General features: G+C 45.1%; 10 protein-coding genes. 5 read left to right on the forward strand and 5 right to left on the reverse strand.

Translation table 11 applies throughout. The annotated features are described in order from the left end of the window. Window positions 1-106 precede the first annotated feature (106 nt). Window positions 107-943, reverse strand: a complete 837-nt coding sequence (locus U1I11_RS00830; protein WP_322903018.1) for an ABC transporter permease — start codon at window positions 941-943, stop codon at window positions 107-109. After that, window positions 936-2,141 carry a quaternary amine ABC transporter ATP-binding protein gene (locus U1I11_RS00835; protein WP_322903020.1) on the reverse strand — a complete coding sequence of 402 codons (1,206 nt, stop codon included), beginning with the start codon at window positions 2,139-2,141 and terminating at the stop codon, window positions 936-938. The genes U1I11_RS00830 and U1I11_RS00835 overlap by 8 nt, the downstream gene beginning before the upstream one ends. Before the next feature lie 510 nt (window positions 2,142-2,651). On the opposite strand from U1I11_RS00835, the gene U1I11_RS00840 reads away from it, so the two are divergent. From U1I11_RS00840 to U1I11_RS00855, 4 genes are all read left to right on the forward strand, one after another. Continuing rightward, a complete protein-coding gene (locus U1I11_RS00840; RefSeq protein WP_322903022.1) occupies window positions 2,652-3,203 on the forward strand; it encodes a GbsR/MarR family transcriptional regulator in 552 nt (183 codons plus the stop codon). A 401-nt stretch (window positions 3,204-3,604) separates the two neighbouring features. Next, on the forward strand, window positions 3,605-6,832 hold the full coding sequence (locus U1I11_RS00845) for a S8 family serine peptidase (RefSeq protein WP_322903023.1): 3,228 nt from the start codon (window positions 3,605-3,607) through the stop codon (window positions 6,830-6,832). A gap of 575 nt (window positions 6,833-7,407) precedes the next feature. Continuing rightward, window positions 7,408-10,677, forward strand: a complete 3,270-nt coding sequence (locus U1I11_RS00850; protein ID WP_322903025.1) for a S8 family serine peptidase — start codon at window positions 7,408-7,410, stop codon at window positions 10,675-10,677. A 737-nt stretch (window positions 10,678-11,414) separates the two neighbouring features. Further along, on the forward strand, window positions 11,415-14,696 hold the full coding sequence (locus U1I11_RS00855) for a S8 family serine peptidase (RefSeq protein WP_322903026.1): 3,282 nt from the start codon (window positions 11,415-11,417) through the stop codon (window positions 14,694-14,696). Window positions 14,697-15,242: 546 nt separating this feature from the next. Here U1I11_RS00855 and U1I11_RS00860 read toward each other — a convergent pair. The 3 genes from U1I11_RS00860 to U1I11_RS00870 form a co-directional block, all read right to left on the reverse strand. Beyond that, the gene (locus tag U1I11_RS00860) at window positions 15,243-15,776 is read right to left on the reverse strand and encodes a hypothetical protein (protein WP_322903027.1); all 534 of its coding nucleotides are present in this window, start codon (window positions 15,774-15,776) and stop codon (window positions 15,243-15,245) included. Between the two features lie 130 nt (window positions 15,777-15,906). After that, window positions 15,907-16,215 carry a hypothetical protein gene (locus tag U1I11_RS00865; RefSeq protein ID WP_322903029.1) on the reverse strand — a complete coding sequence of 103 codons (309 nt, stop codon included), beginning with the start codon at window positions 16,213-16,215 and terminating at the stop codon, window positions 15,907-15,909. Between the two features lie 711 nt (window positions 16,216-16,926). Beyond that, window positions 16,927-18,408: an alpha-N-arabinofuranosidase gene (locus U1I11_RS00870; RefSeq protein ID WP_322903030.1), complete on the reverse strand. Its 1,482-nt coding sequence runs from the start codon at window positions 18,406-18,408 to the stop codon at window positions 16,927-16,929. A 167-nt stretch (window positions 18,409-18,575) separates the two neighbouring features. On the opposite strand from U1I11_RS00870, the gene U1I11_RS00875 reads away from it, so the two are divergent. Continuing rightward, complete coding sequence (locus tag U1I11_RS00875) at window positions 18,576-19,532, forward strand: ArsR/SmtB family transcription factor (protein WP_322903031.1); 957 nt, start codon at window positions 18,576-18,578, stop codon at window positions 19,530-19,532. The last annotated feature ends 337 nt before the right edge of the window (window positions 19,533-19,869 follow it).

Genomic DNA, 19,869 nt, shown 5'->3' on the forward strand with positions numbered 1-19,869 from the left:
TATATAGGTTGCGCATGCAGCGGTACTTTATATGTTTAGGCAATGAATCATATATTAGTAGTAAAGTTTTGAATCATTGCCTTATCGCAATGGAAAAGCGGCTGTATTAAGCCGCTCGTTTGCTTTTGCCATTGAAAAAGCTTTGGGACAAACGATCCAGCACGATCGCCAGTACGACAACAGCTAGTCCAGCTTCAAAGCCTTCACCGATTTTAAGCTGACCTACCGCACGATAAACGACTGCACCGATGCCTTGCGCACCGATCATCGAGGCGATCACGACCATCGACAATGACAGCATAATCGTCTGGTTGACGCCTGCCATAACGGATGGCAACGCGAGTGGCAATTGTACTTTAAACAGCTTTTGTCCGCCAGTGGAGCCAAATGCGTCAGCCGCTTCAACAAGTTCACCAGACACTTGCGTAATGCCAAGATGGGTCAGGCGAATCGTTGGCGGAAGTGCAAAGATAACAGAAGCGACTACCCCTGGCACTACGCCGAGGCTGAAAAAAGTAACAGCCGGCAGCAAATAAACGAATGCAGGCATCGTCTGCATAAAGTCAAGAATAGGCGTTACGATCCGGGCTACGATTTTGCTGGACGCACACCAAATACCGAGCGGCACACCGATGATGATCGAGATGAGCGCTGATGTGACGACCAGACCGAGTGTATTCATCGTTTCAGTCCAATAACCGAGGTTATAAATAAGTAGAAAGCCGAGCGCCGAAAATAGCGCCATCGTCCATCGTCCTGCCATATAACCAAGTAGTGCGATAATGATCACAAACAGAAATGGATGTGGCAACATAAACAACCAAGTGAACACATCAACGACATACGTAATAATGTTGGACATGCCTTTGAAAAAGGCTGCCCAGTGAATGCTGAGCCACTCTACAATGACATCAACCCAGTTTGCTACAGGAATTTTAGGCATTTAAAGCAACCCCCTCATTTTCAACTTCGCCAGCGAGTGCGCCGAGCAGTGCACCGCGTACGATTACGCCAGTCAGACGTTCCCGTTCATCGACAACTGCAACCGGCAACTTCGCTGTACTTACGAGTTCAAACAGGTCGTTCAACATGCGCTCAGGCTCAACATGCGGAACCTCTTTAATCAAAATATCATCAAGTTTCATTTGCTGACGAACCGCATTAGCAGCATCTTCGGCGGTAATAATGCCGAGCAATTTCTTGGAACGATCAATGACAAACAAGTTCGAAATGCCGCGTTCACGCATCAATTCTAGTGCGACACGAGGGCCGCGATCGAGTGTGATCGTTTCCGGTCTGCGCATCACATGGGCGGCAGTCAGTACTTTGGACAGATCAACATCTTCAACGAAGCGCTCCACATAAGAGTTGGCTGGTTGGATCATAATTTCTTCCGGTGTGCCGATTTGCACGACAGCTCCGTCTTTCATGAGTGCGATGCGATCACCGATACGCAATGCTTCGTCTAGATCGTGGGTAATGAAGATGATCGTTTTGCGCATTTTCTCTTGTAGTTCTAGCAATTCGTCCTGCATATCGCGGCGAATCAACGGGTCAAGCGCACTAAACGCTTCGTCCATTAGCAGCACTTCCGGATCGTTGGCAAGCGCACGCGCCAGACCGACACGTTGCTGCATACCCCCACTGAGTTCATCCGGCATTTTGTCACCCCAGCCTTTCAGACCGACCAGTTCGAGCGATTGTAACGCTTTTTCGCGGCGCTGTGCTTTGGCAACCTTTTGGATTTCCAATCCATATTCCACATTGTCGAGTACGGTACGATGCGGGAACAGTGCGAATTTTTGGAACACCATGCTGATCGTTTTACGGCGCACATTGCGTAGTTGTTCTTTGTTCATTTTACGTAGGTCTTTGCCGTGGACAAGAATTTCGCCGGATGTCGGTTCAATCAATCGATTAAACATGCGCACGAGCGTAGACTTACCGCTACCGGATAACCCCATAATGACAAAAATCTCGCCTTCCTTGATCTCCATATTGACACGGTTAACACCGACAGTGATCTGCTTTTCTTTCGCCATTTTCTCTTTAGTCCAGCCTTGCTCTAGCATTTTGACACCTTGCTCGGCATTGGGACCAAACAGTTTGCTGACATTTTTAATTTCCAGAATGGTAGACATTCCATCGTCACCCCTTATTAAGATGTAGAATTTTGCACATACAAAACGATTTTTCATTAAAACGATTGCTAAAATTATTCATACTGTCTGCACTGCTGCACAGTTTCCATATGGCGGCGTGTTGATGAACATTACCGCAGCATGGAAAGCCTCTGAAGCGAAGCAGAACGCAATGCTTAATCGGTTGCTTGCTCAATAGTAACGTTATTAACCAGTTGTTAGCGAAATGAAAACAAAATTTATTTTCATGTGGATGAATAATTTTCATGGCTTGCATAACAACGGGATTAATTGTAACAAATCCGATTTTGCAAATCAACCGTAAAATCCGTATAATAAGTTTGTACAGAAAAAACTGTACAGTATTTACGATTAGAATACTGCCATATGCTAGATGATGCTCCGCATTGCTCATCTTTACATTTAGTCGCAATTTTTTTAAAATGGGAAAAGTCAACTATGTTCAGATTATTTGGTACAAACTGTATATATAGAATGGAGTGGGCAAGCATGAGCTTGAGCCAATTGGATGAAAATCAACTGGAAATTGTACAAAAATTAAGAAAACGAGTCATCGAGGTAATCGGTCGCAATATGGATTTATACGGGATTTCACATTCCACAGGTCATTTATATGGCTTGCTTTTTTTTGCGGATCGTCCGATGACATTGGATGATATGGGACGCGAAATGGCGATGAGCAAAACGAGCATGAGCACCGGCGTACGTAATTTGCTTGATTTGCATATGGTTAATAAAGTGTGGGAAAAAGGGTCACGCAAAGACTTATATGAAGTGGAATATGATTGGTATCAAACGTTTACCGATTTCTTTGTCATTAAATGGCGCAAAGCGGTGGAGAGCAATTTGCTCATACTGCGCAAGTCGGTCAAAGAGATCGATAAACTGATTGCCGAGCAAGGACAATCGCCTGTGCGCGATGTGTTGATGCGTGACAAAGAGAAAATGCAGGAGTCGATTAAATACTATATTTGGCTGGATCGATTGATTGATACGATGGAAGATGGTTCAATTTTTGAATTAGTGCCACGGGAAGAATAATAATCTACGGCCATTCGGAGAAAACCTAACATAAAGCATTTATTCATTGTATTTATAATTATGCAATGTAATGAATGCTTTTTTAGTTGCATATAATGAGGAAGATGCTTGTTATAGATAGGCTTTCAATGTTTTTTAGTCTGATTAATAAAAGTTAGTATATTATTTATACGTAACAAAAAATTTGTCTATACAGAAATAAATGGCTAGCCAATAGCTAATTAAGATGCTAATATAACGATATGTAATAAATGCTTCCTTGATTTTAGGTAGCAAAAAGAGGAGGTGGTTAACTAACCTAACACTTAAATGAAGTTTCTAAATGTATGGACGATATTAGGGGTAGGCTCATTCTATTTGGTGTACGACTACATTATATTTGAAATGAGGGACGTCTTTTGGTGAAAACATCATTTAAGATTTTGCGTAAGTTGTCTATGGTTTCATTTGCCGTATCGCTGACGGTAGGAACGGTTTGGGCTCCGAGTGCTGCCCATGCTGCTGAATTGGGAACGGCACAAGCGCCGTATATTTTGGAGCAAAAGACACTGCCTGATCATCTGTTTAATTTGCATAGTACCGATCAGGAACATATAATCTCACCTAATATTAATACATCAAGTACAGCAAATATTCGTGTCATTGTACAGTTAACAAAGCAACCGGTAGCTGTAGGGGAATACGCAGCTACGCTTGGCTTGGACGCTATTGCCGAACAATCTACCGAAAGTTCGATTAACAACCAACAAAAGAACTTAATCAATCGTGCGGCAGCGGCAGGCATTAAGCTGCGGGTCAATTATCGTTACAATACAGTATTGAACGGATTGGAAGTTACCGTTCCCGCCAATCAAGTGCCTAAGCTGGCTGCATTGGATGGCGTAAAATCCGTCTATGAAAATAGTACGTATTATGCGACTCCCGTACAGGACCCACCTACACTTACCGCAAGTCAGGCTACATATGATGCGGTTCCACTGTCTTTAATCGGCGCTGAAAAAGCATGGCAAAAAGGACTGACCGGCAAAGGGGTCAAAGTCGGTGTAATTGATACCGGTATCGATTATGATCATCCTGATCTGAAAGGCGCTTATAAAGGTGGATATGATTCGTTTGACAAAGATGATGATCCATATGAAGCGCCTCCAAGTGACGGGTTTGCAGGTAGCCTACACGGTACACACGTATCCGGTACGATTGCAGGACGGGCTGCCAATACACAAAGCGAAGTGGTGCAAAAAGGCGTTGCCTATGGAGCGGATTTGTACGTATATCGCGTATTGGGACGCAGTCCGGGATCATCGAAAGTTTCCGGTTCTTCTGCACAAGTAATTGACGGAATTGAACATGCGGTCAAAGACGGGATGGATGTGATTAATCTTTCATTAGGTACGGATGCAGATAAAAATGTAAATTCTCCAGATTCGATTGCGATTAACAACGCTGTATTAAGCGGTGTGACCGCAGTTATTGCAAACGGCAATTCAGCGACACGAGGCTATTATTATTATTCGATGGGTTCACCAGCAAGTGCGCAGCTTGCGATCTCGGTCGGCGCATCGTCTATTCCTTACACATTGTACAATGCAAGTGTGACCGCTTCGGTCTATGGTGACGGAACAGCCGCTAAATCGGAGGGCGATGTATCAACCGTAAATGAGCAGGTATACGGCGATTCAACGTATGGACTGAACATGTTGGCATGGACGACCGGACGCGAAGATTTTGCATCGGTACTCGGTACGTCTGCTCAAGAAGGCGTTTATGTTGGATTAGGAGCAGATGACGATTATGCAGGCAAAGATGTGCAAGGGAAAGTTGTATTGATTTCTCGTGGTGTTATCACATTTGCGGATAAGATTACGAATGCCCATAAACATGGTGCGAAGGCAGCGATTATTTTTAATGGTAATTCAAGTCCAAGCAATTCGAACGAAGCGGATTTATCGGATAGCATTAGCGGACGTGACGGTCATATCGGCGCGGCGGCGTTTATTGGAGAAGGATTTGACTATGTGCCAGCTTTTGATATGAGCGGTAAAGAAGGACGAGCATTGGCGCGTGCTGCACTGGAAAGTGCGAACGGAAATATAACGTTCACCTTTGGCAGTGACTATCCAAAAACGTCAGTGTCCGGCGATCATATTGCTTATTTCAGCTCACGCGGTCCAAATCAGGACGGGTTGCTCGGCATTAAGCCGGATATATCGGCACCAGGTGTAGGCATTCGTTCCACCATTCCAGCGTATGGCAAATACTTCCCGGATGCTTCGTACAGTCAAGCCTATGAGCGTGAAAGTGGTACGAGTATGGCATCACCGCATGTTGCCGGGATGGCAGTGTTGCTCAAGCAAGAACATCCGGACTGGACACCGTTTGATATTCGCGCTGCACTGGCGAATACTTCCGATACGCTGTTTGATGAACAAGGCAAACGATATGATGTGTATTCGCAAGGAGCAGGACGCGCCAATGTCGGTAATGCGATCGATACACCTGCTATATTGGAGACGGTAGAAGATATTACGATTTTGGATAAAGATTGGAACAAAACGAAAGTGACCAACTATAATCCATCCGCCGCTTTTGGATTGATTGGAGCGGGTGACGAGGCGGTAACAAAGCAATTGCAATTGAAAAATACATCCGGCTCTACCGTTACGTATACGGCAACTGTAAAGCTGCATCCATCGGTAACGTCCGATCCGTACAACCCTGTGGCAACGCCAGATGTGAACAATGTTACGGCTACACTTGAAGGTGTTGATGCCAATGGCACAGTAACGGCAGCGCCTGGTCAGGCGGCGAAATTTGCACTGTCGTTTAAAGCAGCTGCAAATGCAGCTGATGGACCATATGAAGGTGATGTTGTATTGACGGCTGCCGGTTATCCGACATTGCATTTGCCATTCGTGGCACAGGTCGGCAAAAGTCAGCCAAACAGCGGCTTAGGTTTGCAGGAATTGACGGTGAGCAATCCGGTCATTCGTCTGGATGGTAAACAAGATTCCACTAATATACGGTTCCACATAGTGGACAATAAGTTTAATTTACTTGAATTGGATGTCACTGATCTGGATGGAAATTCTATTGGTATCCTCGGACAAAAGGTATTGACGCCAGAAGCAGGCGCTACAACATATCCAACCTTTACGCCAGGCTATTATGAGTTTAATAACATCGACAATGTGTATATGACCTATGACGATAAAAATCAATTGGTGTATAAACCGTTGGAAAAAGGCAAATATAAGCTTGAGCTGTACGCAATATATATCGCTCCAGGCGGATATATTGACTTTGATTCATTGAAATCTGCTTCGGCTGTGTATCGTATTGATGGTACGGAAAGCGATCGTGTGAATACGGCAGCCAAAGCATTCAATTACATTATTGATGGCAATTCAGTACTCGGAAAACCGGTATTAAATCTGCCGAATGATGGACGTTTGCAGTATAAAGTATTGTCCAGCAGTGATACAGACTATGTCGATAACAGCGGTATACTGATTAAATATCCAAACTCCAGTTATCGGATCGCCCGCTTGCAAGTTCAAATTAGCTCCATTGCTGATCCGACTGTTACACGCACTGTGCAGGCGTTGGTAAAGATCACAAAGCCTCAATAAAATGATCATTATAAAATGCGAGCGGATCGAGTGTTGCAGTTCCCAAAGTGGAAACGACGAACCGATCGCTTAGCTGGCAATGTATAAATCAAAGTACACAGCATAATAGACCCTTTGGAAAGTAGGCTGATTATAGTTCAGTTTACTCATTCCAAAGGGTTTTTTTTATGTTTATATGTACACTTGTATTTTTGAATACGTGTGAAATTATAGGGGTTTAGATTTTTGGTTCATGGTGCTAAAGTCTATAATTTTATACCATTTAAGCTTGAAAAGGAGGATTATAGTTGCGAATTACTTTTTTTAGATACATAAACAGTGATTTCTAACGCTTTTTAGTTGTTTAATAAATAATATTTTTAAATAAATAAGTATCGTAAAAATAATCTATAGTTGGATAAAATATCTAGCCAGTGGTTAATTCAGATGATAATATAATGCTATGTAACAAAATCTACCTAAAAATAGGATAGAAGGAAAAGGAGGTCAATTAAACTAACATATGTATTTTTTTGATTACAACAGGGGTATGTTGAGGTAAGGTATACACTACTATTGGAAATGAGGGACATCATTTGACGAAGACGAAATTTCACGTGTTACGCAAGCTGTCTACCGCATCTTTGGCTGTGCTGCTTACTGCAGGAACGATTTGGGCACCAGGAGCTGCTTATGCCGCTGAGCAAGGTACGGCACAATCGCCGTATATTTTACAGCAACAAACACTGCCTGATCGACTGATTGGTTTGCATAGTACGGATCAGGAGCATGTGATCTCGCCTAACATTAATACAAACGGTAAATCGAATATTCGTGTCATCGTGCAGTTGACCAATCAACCCGCAGCTGTAGGCGAATATGCTGCCAAGATTGGTTTGCAAGCGCTTGCTGCGGAGTCTACGGAAAGTGCGGTTAACAACCAGCAGAGCGATGTTGTTAGGCGTGCACTGGCGGCAGGTATTAATTTGCATGTTAATTATCGTTACAATACGGTTCTGAACGGGTTGGAAGTTACGATTCCTGCCAATCAGGTGCCTAAGCTGGCTGCATTGGATGGCGTAAAATCAATCTTCGAAAACAATACGTATTACACCATTCCAGTGCAAGACCCGCCTTCATTGACGGCAAGTCAAGCTACATACGATGCTTCTCCATTATCTTTAATCGGTGCGCAAAAGGCATGGCAAAAAGGATTGACTGGCAAAGGGGTCAAAGTTGGTGTGATCGATAGTGGTGTCGATTATGATCATCCGGATTTAAAAGGGGCGTACAAAGGCGGATACGATTCGTTTGATAAAGACAATGATCCGTACGAAGCGCCTCCAATATCTGTTAGTGAAGACCCATACGGCATCGGTTTCGCCGGCACATCGCACGGTACACACGTATCCGGTACGATCGTAGGTCGCGCTGCCAATAAGCAGAGCGAGATTGTGCAAAAAGGTGTTGCCTATGAAGCTGATCTGTACGTATATCGCGTACTCGGACGTAATCCGCAAACAGGTCGCGCTTCCGGTTCTTCCGCACAAGTAATCGATGGTATTGAGCATGCGGTCAAAGACGGCATGAATGTAATCAATCTGTCACTCGGTTCCGATGCGGAGAAAAGCGTCAATTCCCCGGATTCGGTAGCGATCAACAATGCGGTGCTGAGCGGTGTGACTGCGGTCATTGCCAACGGTAATGCTGCTAAAGCAGGTTACTATTATTATTCGATGGGTTCGCCAGCAGGCACACAGTTGGCGATTTCAGTAGGTGCTTCCACCACACCGTATAATCTGTATGAAGCGAGTGTGACCGCTTCGGTTTATGGCAGTGCAGCAGCTACGGATACGTCTGTACGTACTTTGGACGATCATACAGCTAATGTGAACAATAACGTATATGGTGATTCATCCTATGGATTGAGCTTGATGGGCTGGTATGCAGGGCAGGAAGATTTCGCATCTATTCTCGGTACATCGGCACAGCCTGGTGTGTATGTTGGATTAGGTACGGATGCTGATTATGCAGGCAAAGATGTGAAAGGGAAAGTGGTATTGATGTCACGCGGTAATTTGACATTTATCGATAAGATGACGAATGCTCGTAAATACGGTGCCAAAGCTGCAATTATTTTCAACGGTAATACAAAGCCAGGCAATACAAGCGAAGCCGATTTGTCGGAAAATATTAGCGGACGTGACGGTCATATCGGGCCATCCGCTTTTATCGGTGAAGGCTTTGATTATGTGCCAACATTTGATATGGCAGGTAAAGAAGGACGCGCGCTTGCACGCACTGCATTGGGGAATGCCAATGGTGAGCTGACATTTACATTTGGCAGTAATTATCCAAAAACTGAAGTGCCAGGTGACAATATGGCAGATTTCAGTTCGCGCGGTCCAAACCAGGACGGTCTGCTCGGCATTAAGCCTGATGTGGCTGCACCGGGTGTAGGTATTCGCTCGTCTGTACCGGCATACGGTAAATACATTAAAGATGCTTCGTACAGCGAAGCGTATGAGCGTCAAAACGGTACAAGTATGGCATCACCGCATGTTGCCGGGATGGCAGTATTGCTGAAGCAAGAGCATCCAAACTGGACGCCGTTTGATATTCGTGCCGCACTGGCAAACACTGCCGATACGATTGCAGATCAGGATGGCACACCATATGATGTGTATTCTCAAGGTGCCGGACGTGCGAATGTTGGCTCGGCGGTGTACACACCGGCTGTGCTGCAAACGGTAGAAGATATTACGATTCTCGATAAAAACTGGAACAAAACGAAAGTGACTAACTACAATCCATCCGCAGCATTCGGTCTGCTTGCAGCAGGTGGCGATGCAGCAACAAAGCAGCTGCAATTAAAAAATACGTCTCGCGCTGCTGTGACCTATAAGGCAAGTGTGAAGTTGCATCCGTCAGTCACCTCTAATCCGTACAATCCTGTTGCCACACCGGATGTGAGCAATATAACGGCGACGCTGGAAGGCGTTGGTGCAGATAGTTCCATCACTGCGGCAGCAGGTAAAGCAGCCAAGTTTGCACTGTCGGTTCAAGCATCCGCAAATGCAGCCGAAGGGCCGTATGAAGGTGAAGTCGTATTGACGGCAGCAGGTTATCCGACACTGCATCTGCCATTTGTGGCGCAGGTTGGCACAAGCGATCCGGATAGCGGACTTGGTTTGCAGGAAATTTCCGTCAGCGAACCGGTTGTGCGTCTGAACGGTAAGCAAGATGCTACAGATGTTCGTTTCCGCCTGCTGACCAATGATACAAATGTGCTGGAATTGTATGTATACGATCTGAATGATGAATATGTAGGCACACTGGCGCAAATGGTGCAGCCGCCAAAAGAAGACGGTTATCCGGCATTTGCGCCAGGCTACTATCAATTTAGCAATATCGACAATGTGTATATTAGTCAGGATGAGAGTGGCAAGCCGGTCTTTAAAGTGCTTGGCAAAGCCGGTTACAAGCTAGAATTGGTCGCTTATCACATCAACCCGGACGGCAAAGTCGTCGATAGTTCCATTAAGCGTGCCTATGCTTCGTATCGTATTGACGGTACAGAGCAAGATCGTGTAAATACGGCAGCACGAACATTCAATTATATTATTGACGGCAATACCGTATTAGGACAATCGGTACTGAATTTGCCGCAAGATCGACGCGTGCAATACAAAGTATTGTCCAGCAGTGACGTGAAATATGTGGACAATAACGGTGTATTGATTAAATATCCGAGCGCAAGCTATCGAATCGCCCGTCTGCAAGTACAAATTAGCTCGTTAAATGATCCAACCGTACAGCGTACTGTACATGCACTCGTCAAAATTACAAAGCCTAAACATAAATAATCGCGCAGCACAAGCACATGAAATCGATCATTGAGTGGACAATATAACACATCGGATCGTATAAGATGACAACCGATACCCTTTGAAGTAGAGCGATTTCCTTCTATGAGGAAGCTCACTTTAAAGGGTATTTGTCATATAAGCGTCTCGCTTGTCTTATGTATGGATAACAATCGATAACAATCGATAACAATCGCAATTGTTGAAGCTAACTAGCTTGGCTTACTGAGTTGTGCGGCTACATCGGAAGATTGGCTCCGTTTATGATCTATTTGCAAATCAGACTTTATGAGGACAGATCAAAGGATATTGATGTCAAACTATATTTGGTTCAACACGCATAATATTGAACAGGGAAATGTTTTTAAATGTCGGGTACGAATAGTTCAGTATACTCATTTTAAAGAAAATTTTCAGAAAAGTATATTATATATAGTCCTTTATACTCGACATTTTTCTTTATAAATAGTCTTTTAGTCTCTAATATTATAGGTATTTAGAATTATTTTATGAAAAAATCAACATTGGAAGAAAAAAATATTCTGCTTATAAATTACTTTTGTTGGATAAATAAAGGTGATTTTCAGGCGGTTTTTGCTGTTTGATAAATAATATTTTTTGATAAATAGGTATCGCAAAAAAAATGCTATCTGTGAAAAAAGTCTCTATTCAACAATTTAAAGACGGTGGTAGGATAGCACTGCTTTACTATAATCATCTGAAATGAGGGAGAGCACTTGAACACAAAAACAAATACAAAGCGTAAGCAGTTGCTCACATGGTCCATTGTAACTATGTTGACAGTTAGCATAGGTACAGGGCCATCCACCGCTGCGGCTGCCGCGCAAGGAACGGCACAATCTCCGTATATTATCAATCAAGCTGATACAGCAGGTTCCATCTCCGGATCGCTTCATGAGCAGGAACATATGATTTCACCGGATATTGATACGTCTTCCAGCAATCCGGTATCCGTTATCGTACAGATGACAGATCAGCCTGCTGCTGTACAAGTAAACGATGATAACGAGCAAGCCGAGCCGCATGATCTTCTTTCTGATGAGAAATTGGCAACTTCTCAACACACTGTTTCCTCACAGCAAAATGATGTTTTGCAACAAGCGAGCAATGACAATATTTCGTATAAAGTAAATTATCGCTATAATACCGTACTTAACGGGTTCGAAATGACACTTCCGGCTAACCAGATTCCAGAGCTTGCCAAATTGCCGGGCATTAAGTCGATTTACAAAAATAAAAAATATACGATTTTGCCGGTTCCCGACAATCAGGATACAGCGACTAAGGCTACATATGATGCCGTGCCTTTATCGCTCATTGGTGTGCAGACGGCATGGGCGAAAGGGTTAACCGGTAAAGGTGTAAAAGTCGGCGTGCTTGATACCGGTATCGATTACGATCACCCGGATTTGAAGGGAGCGTATAAAGGCGGCTATGATTCGGTCGACCACGATCGTGATCCGTATGAAACGCCACCGGTGTCCGCTGCGGACGATGTATACGGAACAGGTTATGCCGGTAGCTGGCACGGTACACATGTATCCGGCACGATTGCTGGACGTGCGGCAAATACGCAAAGCGATGTCGTGCAAAAAGGAGTCGCCTATGGAGCCGATCTGTATATGTATCGGGTGATGCACCGCGATCCACAAACGAATTCTGATACCGGGGACACAGCGACGATTATCGATGGCATTGAGCATGCTGTCAAAGACGGCATGGAAGTGATCAATATGTCGATCGGTACGGATGATGACAAGGATATCAATGCACCGGAAACGATCGCGGTTAACAACGCCGTTTTGAGTGGGGTAACGGTCGTGATCGCTAACGGTAATGCAGCGACCCCTGACTCTTATTATTACTCGATGGGTGAACCGGCGACATCACAGTTAGCGATTGCAGTAGGCGCATCCACTGTACCTGTTACCCATTACAGTGCAACAGTACGTGCCGATGTATATAGCGCAGATGTGCCGACTGATCGGGTAACAGCGAATACGTACGGTCCTAGTAATACAGCTGTGGCGAATACGAACAATCAAAATTCTAATTCTGTCAATCGTGCGTATGATCTGAATATGCTCGCTTGGGAGACGGCACATGATCAATTTGCTTCGGTGCTGGGCACCAATCCACTGCAAGGCGTCTATGTTGGTTTGGGTGCTGATGCGGATTATAACGGTAAAAATGTAACCGGTAAAGTCGTGCTTGCTTCACGCGGCGGGCTGACTTTTGTACAAAAGGTTAAGAATGCGAAGCAACATGGAGCATTGGCACTGATTTTGTTTAATGGCAATTCGGATGCCAATGATCCAAACAAAGCCGATCTGTCCGATAGCATTAGCGGTCGTGATGGCTATATCGGTTATGGTGCTTTTCTAGACGACAGTTTTGACTATATTCCAACCTTTGATATGAAAGGCGCAGAGGGACGTGCGCTTGCGCGTGCTGCACTCGCCCATACCGATCAACCGATTCAGTTTACATTTGGTGCAAATTATCCACAACAGGATGTGTCTGGCGATCATATCGCTTCATTTAGCTCACGCGGTCCGAACCAAGATGGCGAGCTTGGCATCAAACCTGATCTGGTAGCACCAGGTATGTATATCCGTTCAACCATGCCGGAATACGGTAAATATATTAAAAATGCCAGTTATGCCGATGCTTATGCACGTGAGAACGGTACAAGTATGGCAACACCGCATGTGACAGGAATGGCTGCGCTGCTCAAGCAGGAGCACCCAGACTGGACGCCATTTGATATTCGCGCAGCGCTTGCCAACACATCAGTTCCATTAGTGGACGAATCCGGTCAACCGTATGATGTGTATTCGCAAGGAGCGGGACGTGCCGATATCGGCGCAGCAGTAAATACACCAGCGGTGTTGGAAACGGTAGATAATATTACCATTTTGGACAAAAAGCTGAACAGTAAAGCGGTCACCAACTATAATCCATCCGCATCGTTCGGTGTGATGCAAGCAGACGGCAAGCCGCATGACCAAACATTGCAACTCAAAAATACGTCCGGCACGGCAGTTACGTATCATGCAAGTGTACACATGCACCCATCGGTCACATCCGATCCATTGTCACCTGTACCGACACCGAATGTGAACAATATTCAAGCTGTGCTGCAAGGTATCGGTGCCGATGGTACGATTACGGCTAATCCGAACGAAGCGACTTCATTTACGCTTTCGGTTACACCTTCCGCCGCAGCGGCAGACGGTGTATATGAAGGTGATGTACAGTTGACGGCTGACGGTTATCCGTCGCTGCATCTGCCATTTGTACTCCATATCGGTCAAGATCAGCCAGATACTGGCTTAGGCATTCAACAAGTGCAGATCAACCATCCGGTCGTTCGTTTAAACGGCAAAGAAGATGCGGCTGATTTGAGTTTCCGTTTGATGTCGACTAATATTAATGCGCTTGAGTTAGATGTGTTTGACATCAATGGTGATTATGTTGGTACACTGGTGCAAGAGATTAAAACGTCGCCAGATACGTTTGCGCCTGGCTATTATGATTTGAGCGGACTAGACAATATCGTGACGTATTTGGGTGATGACGGCAGCTCGCAAGTACAAATATTGCAGCCAGGCACGTATCAACTGCGTCTGAACGCGTATCATCTCGACGAAAATGGCAATGTCGTACAAAGCGCTACCAAAATTGCCAACAGCATTTACCGTATTGCCGGTACAGAGCAAGATCGTGTCAAAGCTGCGGCTGCGGCATTTCATAAAGTAATTACAGGCAATCAGACGATCGGACAGCCTGTGATCACATTGCCGCAAAGCAATCGTCTGAACTACCAGATTTTGTCCAGCAGTGATACAAATTATGTGGACAATACCGGCAAACTGTTAAAACTGCCGACTTCATCGCACCGAATTGTGCGCCTACAAATTAAAATCAGCTCCATCAACGATCCGTCTGCATCGACTACGGTAACAGCACAGATCAAAATTCAGCGTCAGCAATAAATAGTCATATCGTCTCATCGTTTGAATAACTTGTTCATTACTTTGGTGAAGATGTGCACAAATGGTCGGCTGTGCATTCCACACTGTGAAAAGCAATAAGGAGGCGGAGCGGATCATGCGCTTCAATACGCATACTCTCCGCTTCATTTCTTTTCCGTAATGGATGATCGCTTGTCTGATCTAATGGTGAGCATGCTCTAAATAGCTTGCCTAATTCTGCTTCAGACTAGTTTACGAAACGATAACACCAAAAAGGCATCCTTTCCCGTTTGGGTAGGATGCCTTTTTGGTGATGCAAAGCCGATTGTTTTATCGAGAGTATGTTGCGCTCTACAGAATAAGCTTAGCCATATAAAGCGTATCGGTGCAGTGGCAACTCATTTGCGACAAATGGCAAACCTATCAAGCATATTCGCACATTGGCAACTATAACAAACACCAGTCATTGCTATCGATGCCATTTCAGCCTTCCAGTCGGGTCACCGAGCCTATATGCGTTTGTAATTTCTTGGTTAAACAGTCCGTTTACTGCTGAACTTCTTACTCTTAAACTTTGCGCTGCTTTACGCCAAGCTGACGATATACAAGCGACTGTTGTTGCACCGCTTCAGCATATTGATCATGCTCTGGCTGCTGCAATATAAAGGTCAGATCATCGTGAAAATCTTGCAGCATATAACCTTCTGGTAAATCTTCAAACAGGCTATGATAGTCAACCGTCGGCAGTGGCTGCTCGCCTTGGGCACAGCGCTCTAACCAGTCGATCCAATCGGATACGGTAAGGATGCCGCTCATACACAAATCTTCCTGCAAACTGATAATATCTTGTAGCTGTTCATACGTTTCCGGCTTGTTATAGCGCTGAAAAGCTTCAATGACGATCGTATACAGCGCATCAGCTGCGGCAGCGAGATCGCCGGTCAAAGCAGACTCCAACTGCTCGTGAAAATCGTGCAGTTTTAATTGCCCGCCTTCATCATACAGCAGCGGCACGACCGAACATTGATGCAAAATATCGATCAACGTATCCTCTGCTAATGTTCCTTCTACAAACCATCGTTCAAGTTGATGTGGTGACATGGTAATCCTCCGGCTTCGGTTTCGGCAGCTTGTAAGCTACTTTAACCGTCGTTGATTTCTGTTCATATGATCCGTAACGATTATACACTACATCACCGCGCTATAGTTATGCTTTGCACAAATTGCGCGATTACCGCTCCCATTGCGAACCGGCAGGCGAAGGGCAACGGCTTGCTTGTAAACGGGTGCGAATATGCACAAGGCAGCCGCAATGTTTACACGTTGTGCCAAATTGCAGTGAAGGGCAGACCATGCAGCGCTGAAAACGTTCCTCCTGCACCACGGCAGTTGCCAGTTCTTCTGCCTCTTTGCCAGCTAATGCAAGCTGAACGAGCTGATTAATTTTGTCTTCTGACAGCACAGGGCTGCGATTACAGCCTTTGCAGTCATTGTTAGTGTTGGGAACGTGCTGCTGCGTTGGACGGGGGATTGCACTCATCGGTTATGCCCCTTTCACAAGTATTAAAAAAGTAAATTAAGCAGGTATTTAAGCTAGGTAGCTTGTATCAAATACATTTACGGTTTATCGATCTAACCATTGCTTGATGATGAATAGGTGAAGGTACGTTCAAACACAATTTCCATTTGAGACAGACTACTAGGGCGTATACGCAAACCTGGCGTGTTGTTGCAGCTACCACTGCGGTACGGAATAAGGGGACGGACTCCCGTCTCGCACAGGAATCTACGGAGTAGGAGTAATGGTAGATTCCCATGCTCAAAAGTCCGTCGTTCCCCCTTATTCCTTCCCTCCGCTCCGTGCTGCTCGCATCATACAAGTTTGCTTACACAACTTAGTAGCTTGACCAAGTTAAATTTCAATGTTGATTGTGTGCTGATATCCTAATCCATAAGGGCTTGATCCAGCGTTAAAAATCAAATTCATCTCGGTCAAGGTACTAGCCTAGAGCAGTTCGTAGTGTGCTGTAAGTATATATTCATACGATGGAGTCGAGCAGACAGCATATGTAAGCTAAATGGGTCAGTCTACTAAACAGTTGGCTATGACATGGGACTAGTTAGCATATAACGATCACTGCTCCAATCGTTATACGCTAACTAGTTTGTCCAAGTCTATTCCGAGCATGATGCTATGACCGTATCAACTTTTGACAAAGCAATATGACCGTTCGCTCGGGCAGTTCATCTGTTATGAAGACAGTGTGATGCGTGCAACAGAAGCTGGTGGAAGCTCGAAGCTTAGTACACCTGCTGCCGACAGGCTAACGTCGAATGCTTTAGGTGCTACACGCTCTGGTTGCTCAAACGTATTATGCGCATCCAGTGCATCACCGGTCAGTATGATTCCGTTTGCGCTGTAAGAGCCGCCTTCGATCTGACAGCTAAACGTTTCGGATTCATGATGGCTTAAGTTACATACGGTAATATTCACTTCACCGTTTGCATTTTTTGATGCGGCAGCGCTAATTTTCGGAATTGATTGTGCGCCAACTACGTATTCCGGGCTTTCCCATTGCAGTTTCAGACGCTCGCTATCTTGATGCACCTGGTACATATGGAACACATGATACGTTGGCGTGAGCAGCATTTGGTCGCCTTCGGTCAATACCATCGCTTGCAGCACGTTTACCATTTGCGCGATATTTGCCATTTTGATGCGATCCGCGTATTTATAAAACAAGTTCAGGTTCACCCCGGCTACAACCGCGTCGCGCACTGTATTTTGCTGGAATAAGAAGCCTGGATTAGTGCCTGGTTCCACATCAGTCCAAATGCCCCACTCGTCGATAATCATGCCGACTTTTTTCTCGGGATCGTATTTATCCATAATTTTGGCATGTTTGACGATTAATTCTTCCATAAACAATGTGTTTTTGAGTGTACGGAACCATTCTTCGGCAGCGAAGCCGGTTGCAGAGCCTTTGACCGGGAAAAACTCGCCGGACGGAATCGTGTAATAGTGCAGACTTAAGCCATTCATCAGATGGCCTGCTTCGCGCATGAGCACTTCCGTCCATTTGTAATCGTCCGTATTGGCACCACAGGCGATTTTGTACACTTGATTGTCGCCATAGTTACGTACATACGTTGCATAGTGACGATACAGATCGGCATAATATTCTGGACGCATATTGCCACCGCAGCCCCAGTTTTCGTTGCCGACGCCAAAATAAGTCAACTTCCACGGTTCATCACGTCCGTTGCGTCGACGCCAGTCCGCCATCGGAGAAGCGCCGTCCTGTGTCATATATTCCACCCATTGCTGCATCTCGTGCACCGTACCACTGCCGACATTACCGCTAATATACGGCTCTGTGTTAAGCAGCTCGCACAATCGCAAAAACTCATGTGTGCCAAAATGGTTATTTTCCTCTACACCGCCCCAGTGGCTATTGACCATACGGGCGCGTTCTTCCGGTTTGCCAACGCCATCTTTCCAATGATATTCATCTGCAAAACAGCCGCCTGGCCAGCGCAGTACCGGAATATTCAACTCGCGCAGCGCTTCCAGCACATCATTACGAATACCGTCTGTGTTTGGAATTGGAGAATCCGTGCCAACCCACATGCCTTCATAAATACAGCGTCCAAGATGTTCAGCAAATTGTCCATGCAGATGACGGCTTAGCGTTCCAGTCGTTACAGTTGTGTTCACATTCATATTAATCATACGTACATTCCTCCTTATAATGGTAAATGCGCAATGATAGCGCTATTTGATGTGCCACAAAGAGCACTTTAAAACTTACCGATAAACGTTTGTGTTTTTGTTAACATAAGGATATAGTGAAAAGATAAACAAAAATGTTACACACTCGCTAATGGAGGAGCTTGCCCATGAATCTGGATATTTCGGACAAATCATTGCCTGTGTACGAAGCCCTTGCCAGCAGTGTACGGCACAAAATTATTCAACTGCTCGCTGATAAACCGATGAACATTCGCGAACTAGCGGAAGCGGTCGGTCTAACTAGCGCGATCGTCTCTATGCATGTCAAAAAGCTGGAAAAGGCAGCGATCATTTCGACCAATATGCAGCCCGGTAAAGGCGGCGTACAAAAGGTTTGCTATCTTCAGGTCGAAGAAGCAACGATCTCATTTCCGAACAAAATAGAGCAAGTGCGCTATTATCATGAAAGCGAAACTTCGATCGGTCATTATACTGATTTGGCTGCTGAGCCAACGTGTGGACTTGCTTCAACCGAGAAGTTTATCGGTCAGATTGACGATACGCGCTACTTTTTTGATGCTGAGCGTTTCCAAGCGAAAATTTTGTGGTTTAGCGAAGGCTTTATCGAGTATAAAATTCCGAATTTCCTGCTCTCCACCGAAAATCCGTTGGAACTGATCATATCGATGGAAATTTCTTCGGAAGCTCCGCTAACCGACAATCGTTTTCCGTCCGACATTACATTTTATTTAAATGAAGTCCGACTAGGCACATGGACAAGCCCAGGTGATTATGGTGACAAACGCGGCAAATACAATCCTGCCTGGTGGCCGGAAATTATTAACCAATACGGCTTGCTCAAACATTTACAAGTTACCCGTGAGGGCACTTTTATGGATGGCATTCAACTGTCCGATGTCACACTGGATCAAGTTAACGTACGTGATCGGCAGTGGACATTGCGCCTTGCTGTAGAAGCTTCCTCCGAGCATATCGGCGGGCTGACTTTATTCGGACGCGGCTTTGGCAATTACAATCAGGACATCGTATTCCGTCTGTATTACGATAAGCCGCTGCGCTCGACTGCATCGCCTGCTCAACAGGAAAAGCAAGCGCAACGTTAACCGCTGCCTACTGAGCCCGATACAGGAATATGATCGGCTTAGCAAAGCGTTGATAACGCTTGCAAAAGTAGGCTACATATCGTTTACTCCAAGCGAACAAGCATCGCAACATATGTTGCTTTGACCGAGATTAATTTAAATTTTGAAGTTGGCTCAAACTGTTATCGCTGAGCATATGAGCACACAATAAAAGTTGAAGTTTAACTTGGTCTGCCTAGTATTCCGTTCTGATTGGTCATACAGCCGGACAACCGTTGGCTCATCCATTATAGCTGTTACGGTTTATTGCGATCATGGAGTATAGTGAGTCCAACATACGAATCATACAGCAGAAAGG

The organism is Paenibacillus campi (assembly GCF_034659835.1).
In the GTDB taxonomy this organism is placed as follows: domain Bacteria; phylum Bacillota; class Bacilli; order Paenibacillales; family Paenibacillaceae; genus Saccharibacillus; species Saccharibacillus campi.

Coding starts and splice junctions, on each gene's coding strand:
- U1I11_RS00865 (WP_322903029.1), bottom strand. CDS start 16,215: ATGAGTGCAATCCCCCGTCCAACGCAGCAGCACGTTCCCAACACTAAC.
- U1I11_RS00860 (WP_322903027.1), bottom strand. CDS start 15,776: ATGTCACCACATCAACTTGAACGATGGTTTGTAGAAGGAACATTAGCA.
- U1I11_RS00870 (WP_322903030.1), bottom strand. CDS start 18,408: ATGATTAATATGAATGTGAACACAACTGTAACGACTGGAACGCTAAGC.
- U1I11_RS00830 (WP_322903018.1), bottom strand. CDS start 943: ATGCCTAAAATTCCTGTAGCAAACTGGGTTGATGTCATTGTAGAGTGG.
- U1I11_RS00875 (WP_322903031.1), top strand. CDS start 18,576: ATGAATCTGGATATTTCGGACAAATCATTGCCTGTGTACGAAGCCCTT.
- U1I11_RS00840 (WP_322903022.1), top strand. CDS start 2,652: ATGAGCTTGAGCCAATTGGATGAAAATCAACTGGAAATTGTACAAAAA.
- U1I11_RS00835 (WP_322903020.1), bottom strand. CDS start 2,141: ATGTCTACCATTCTGGAAATTAAAAATGTCAGCAAACTGTTTGGTCCC.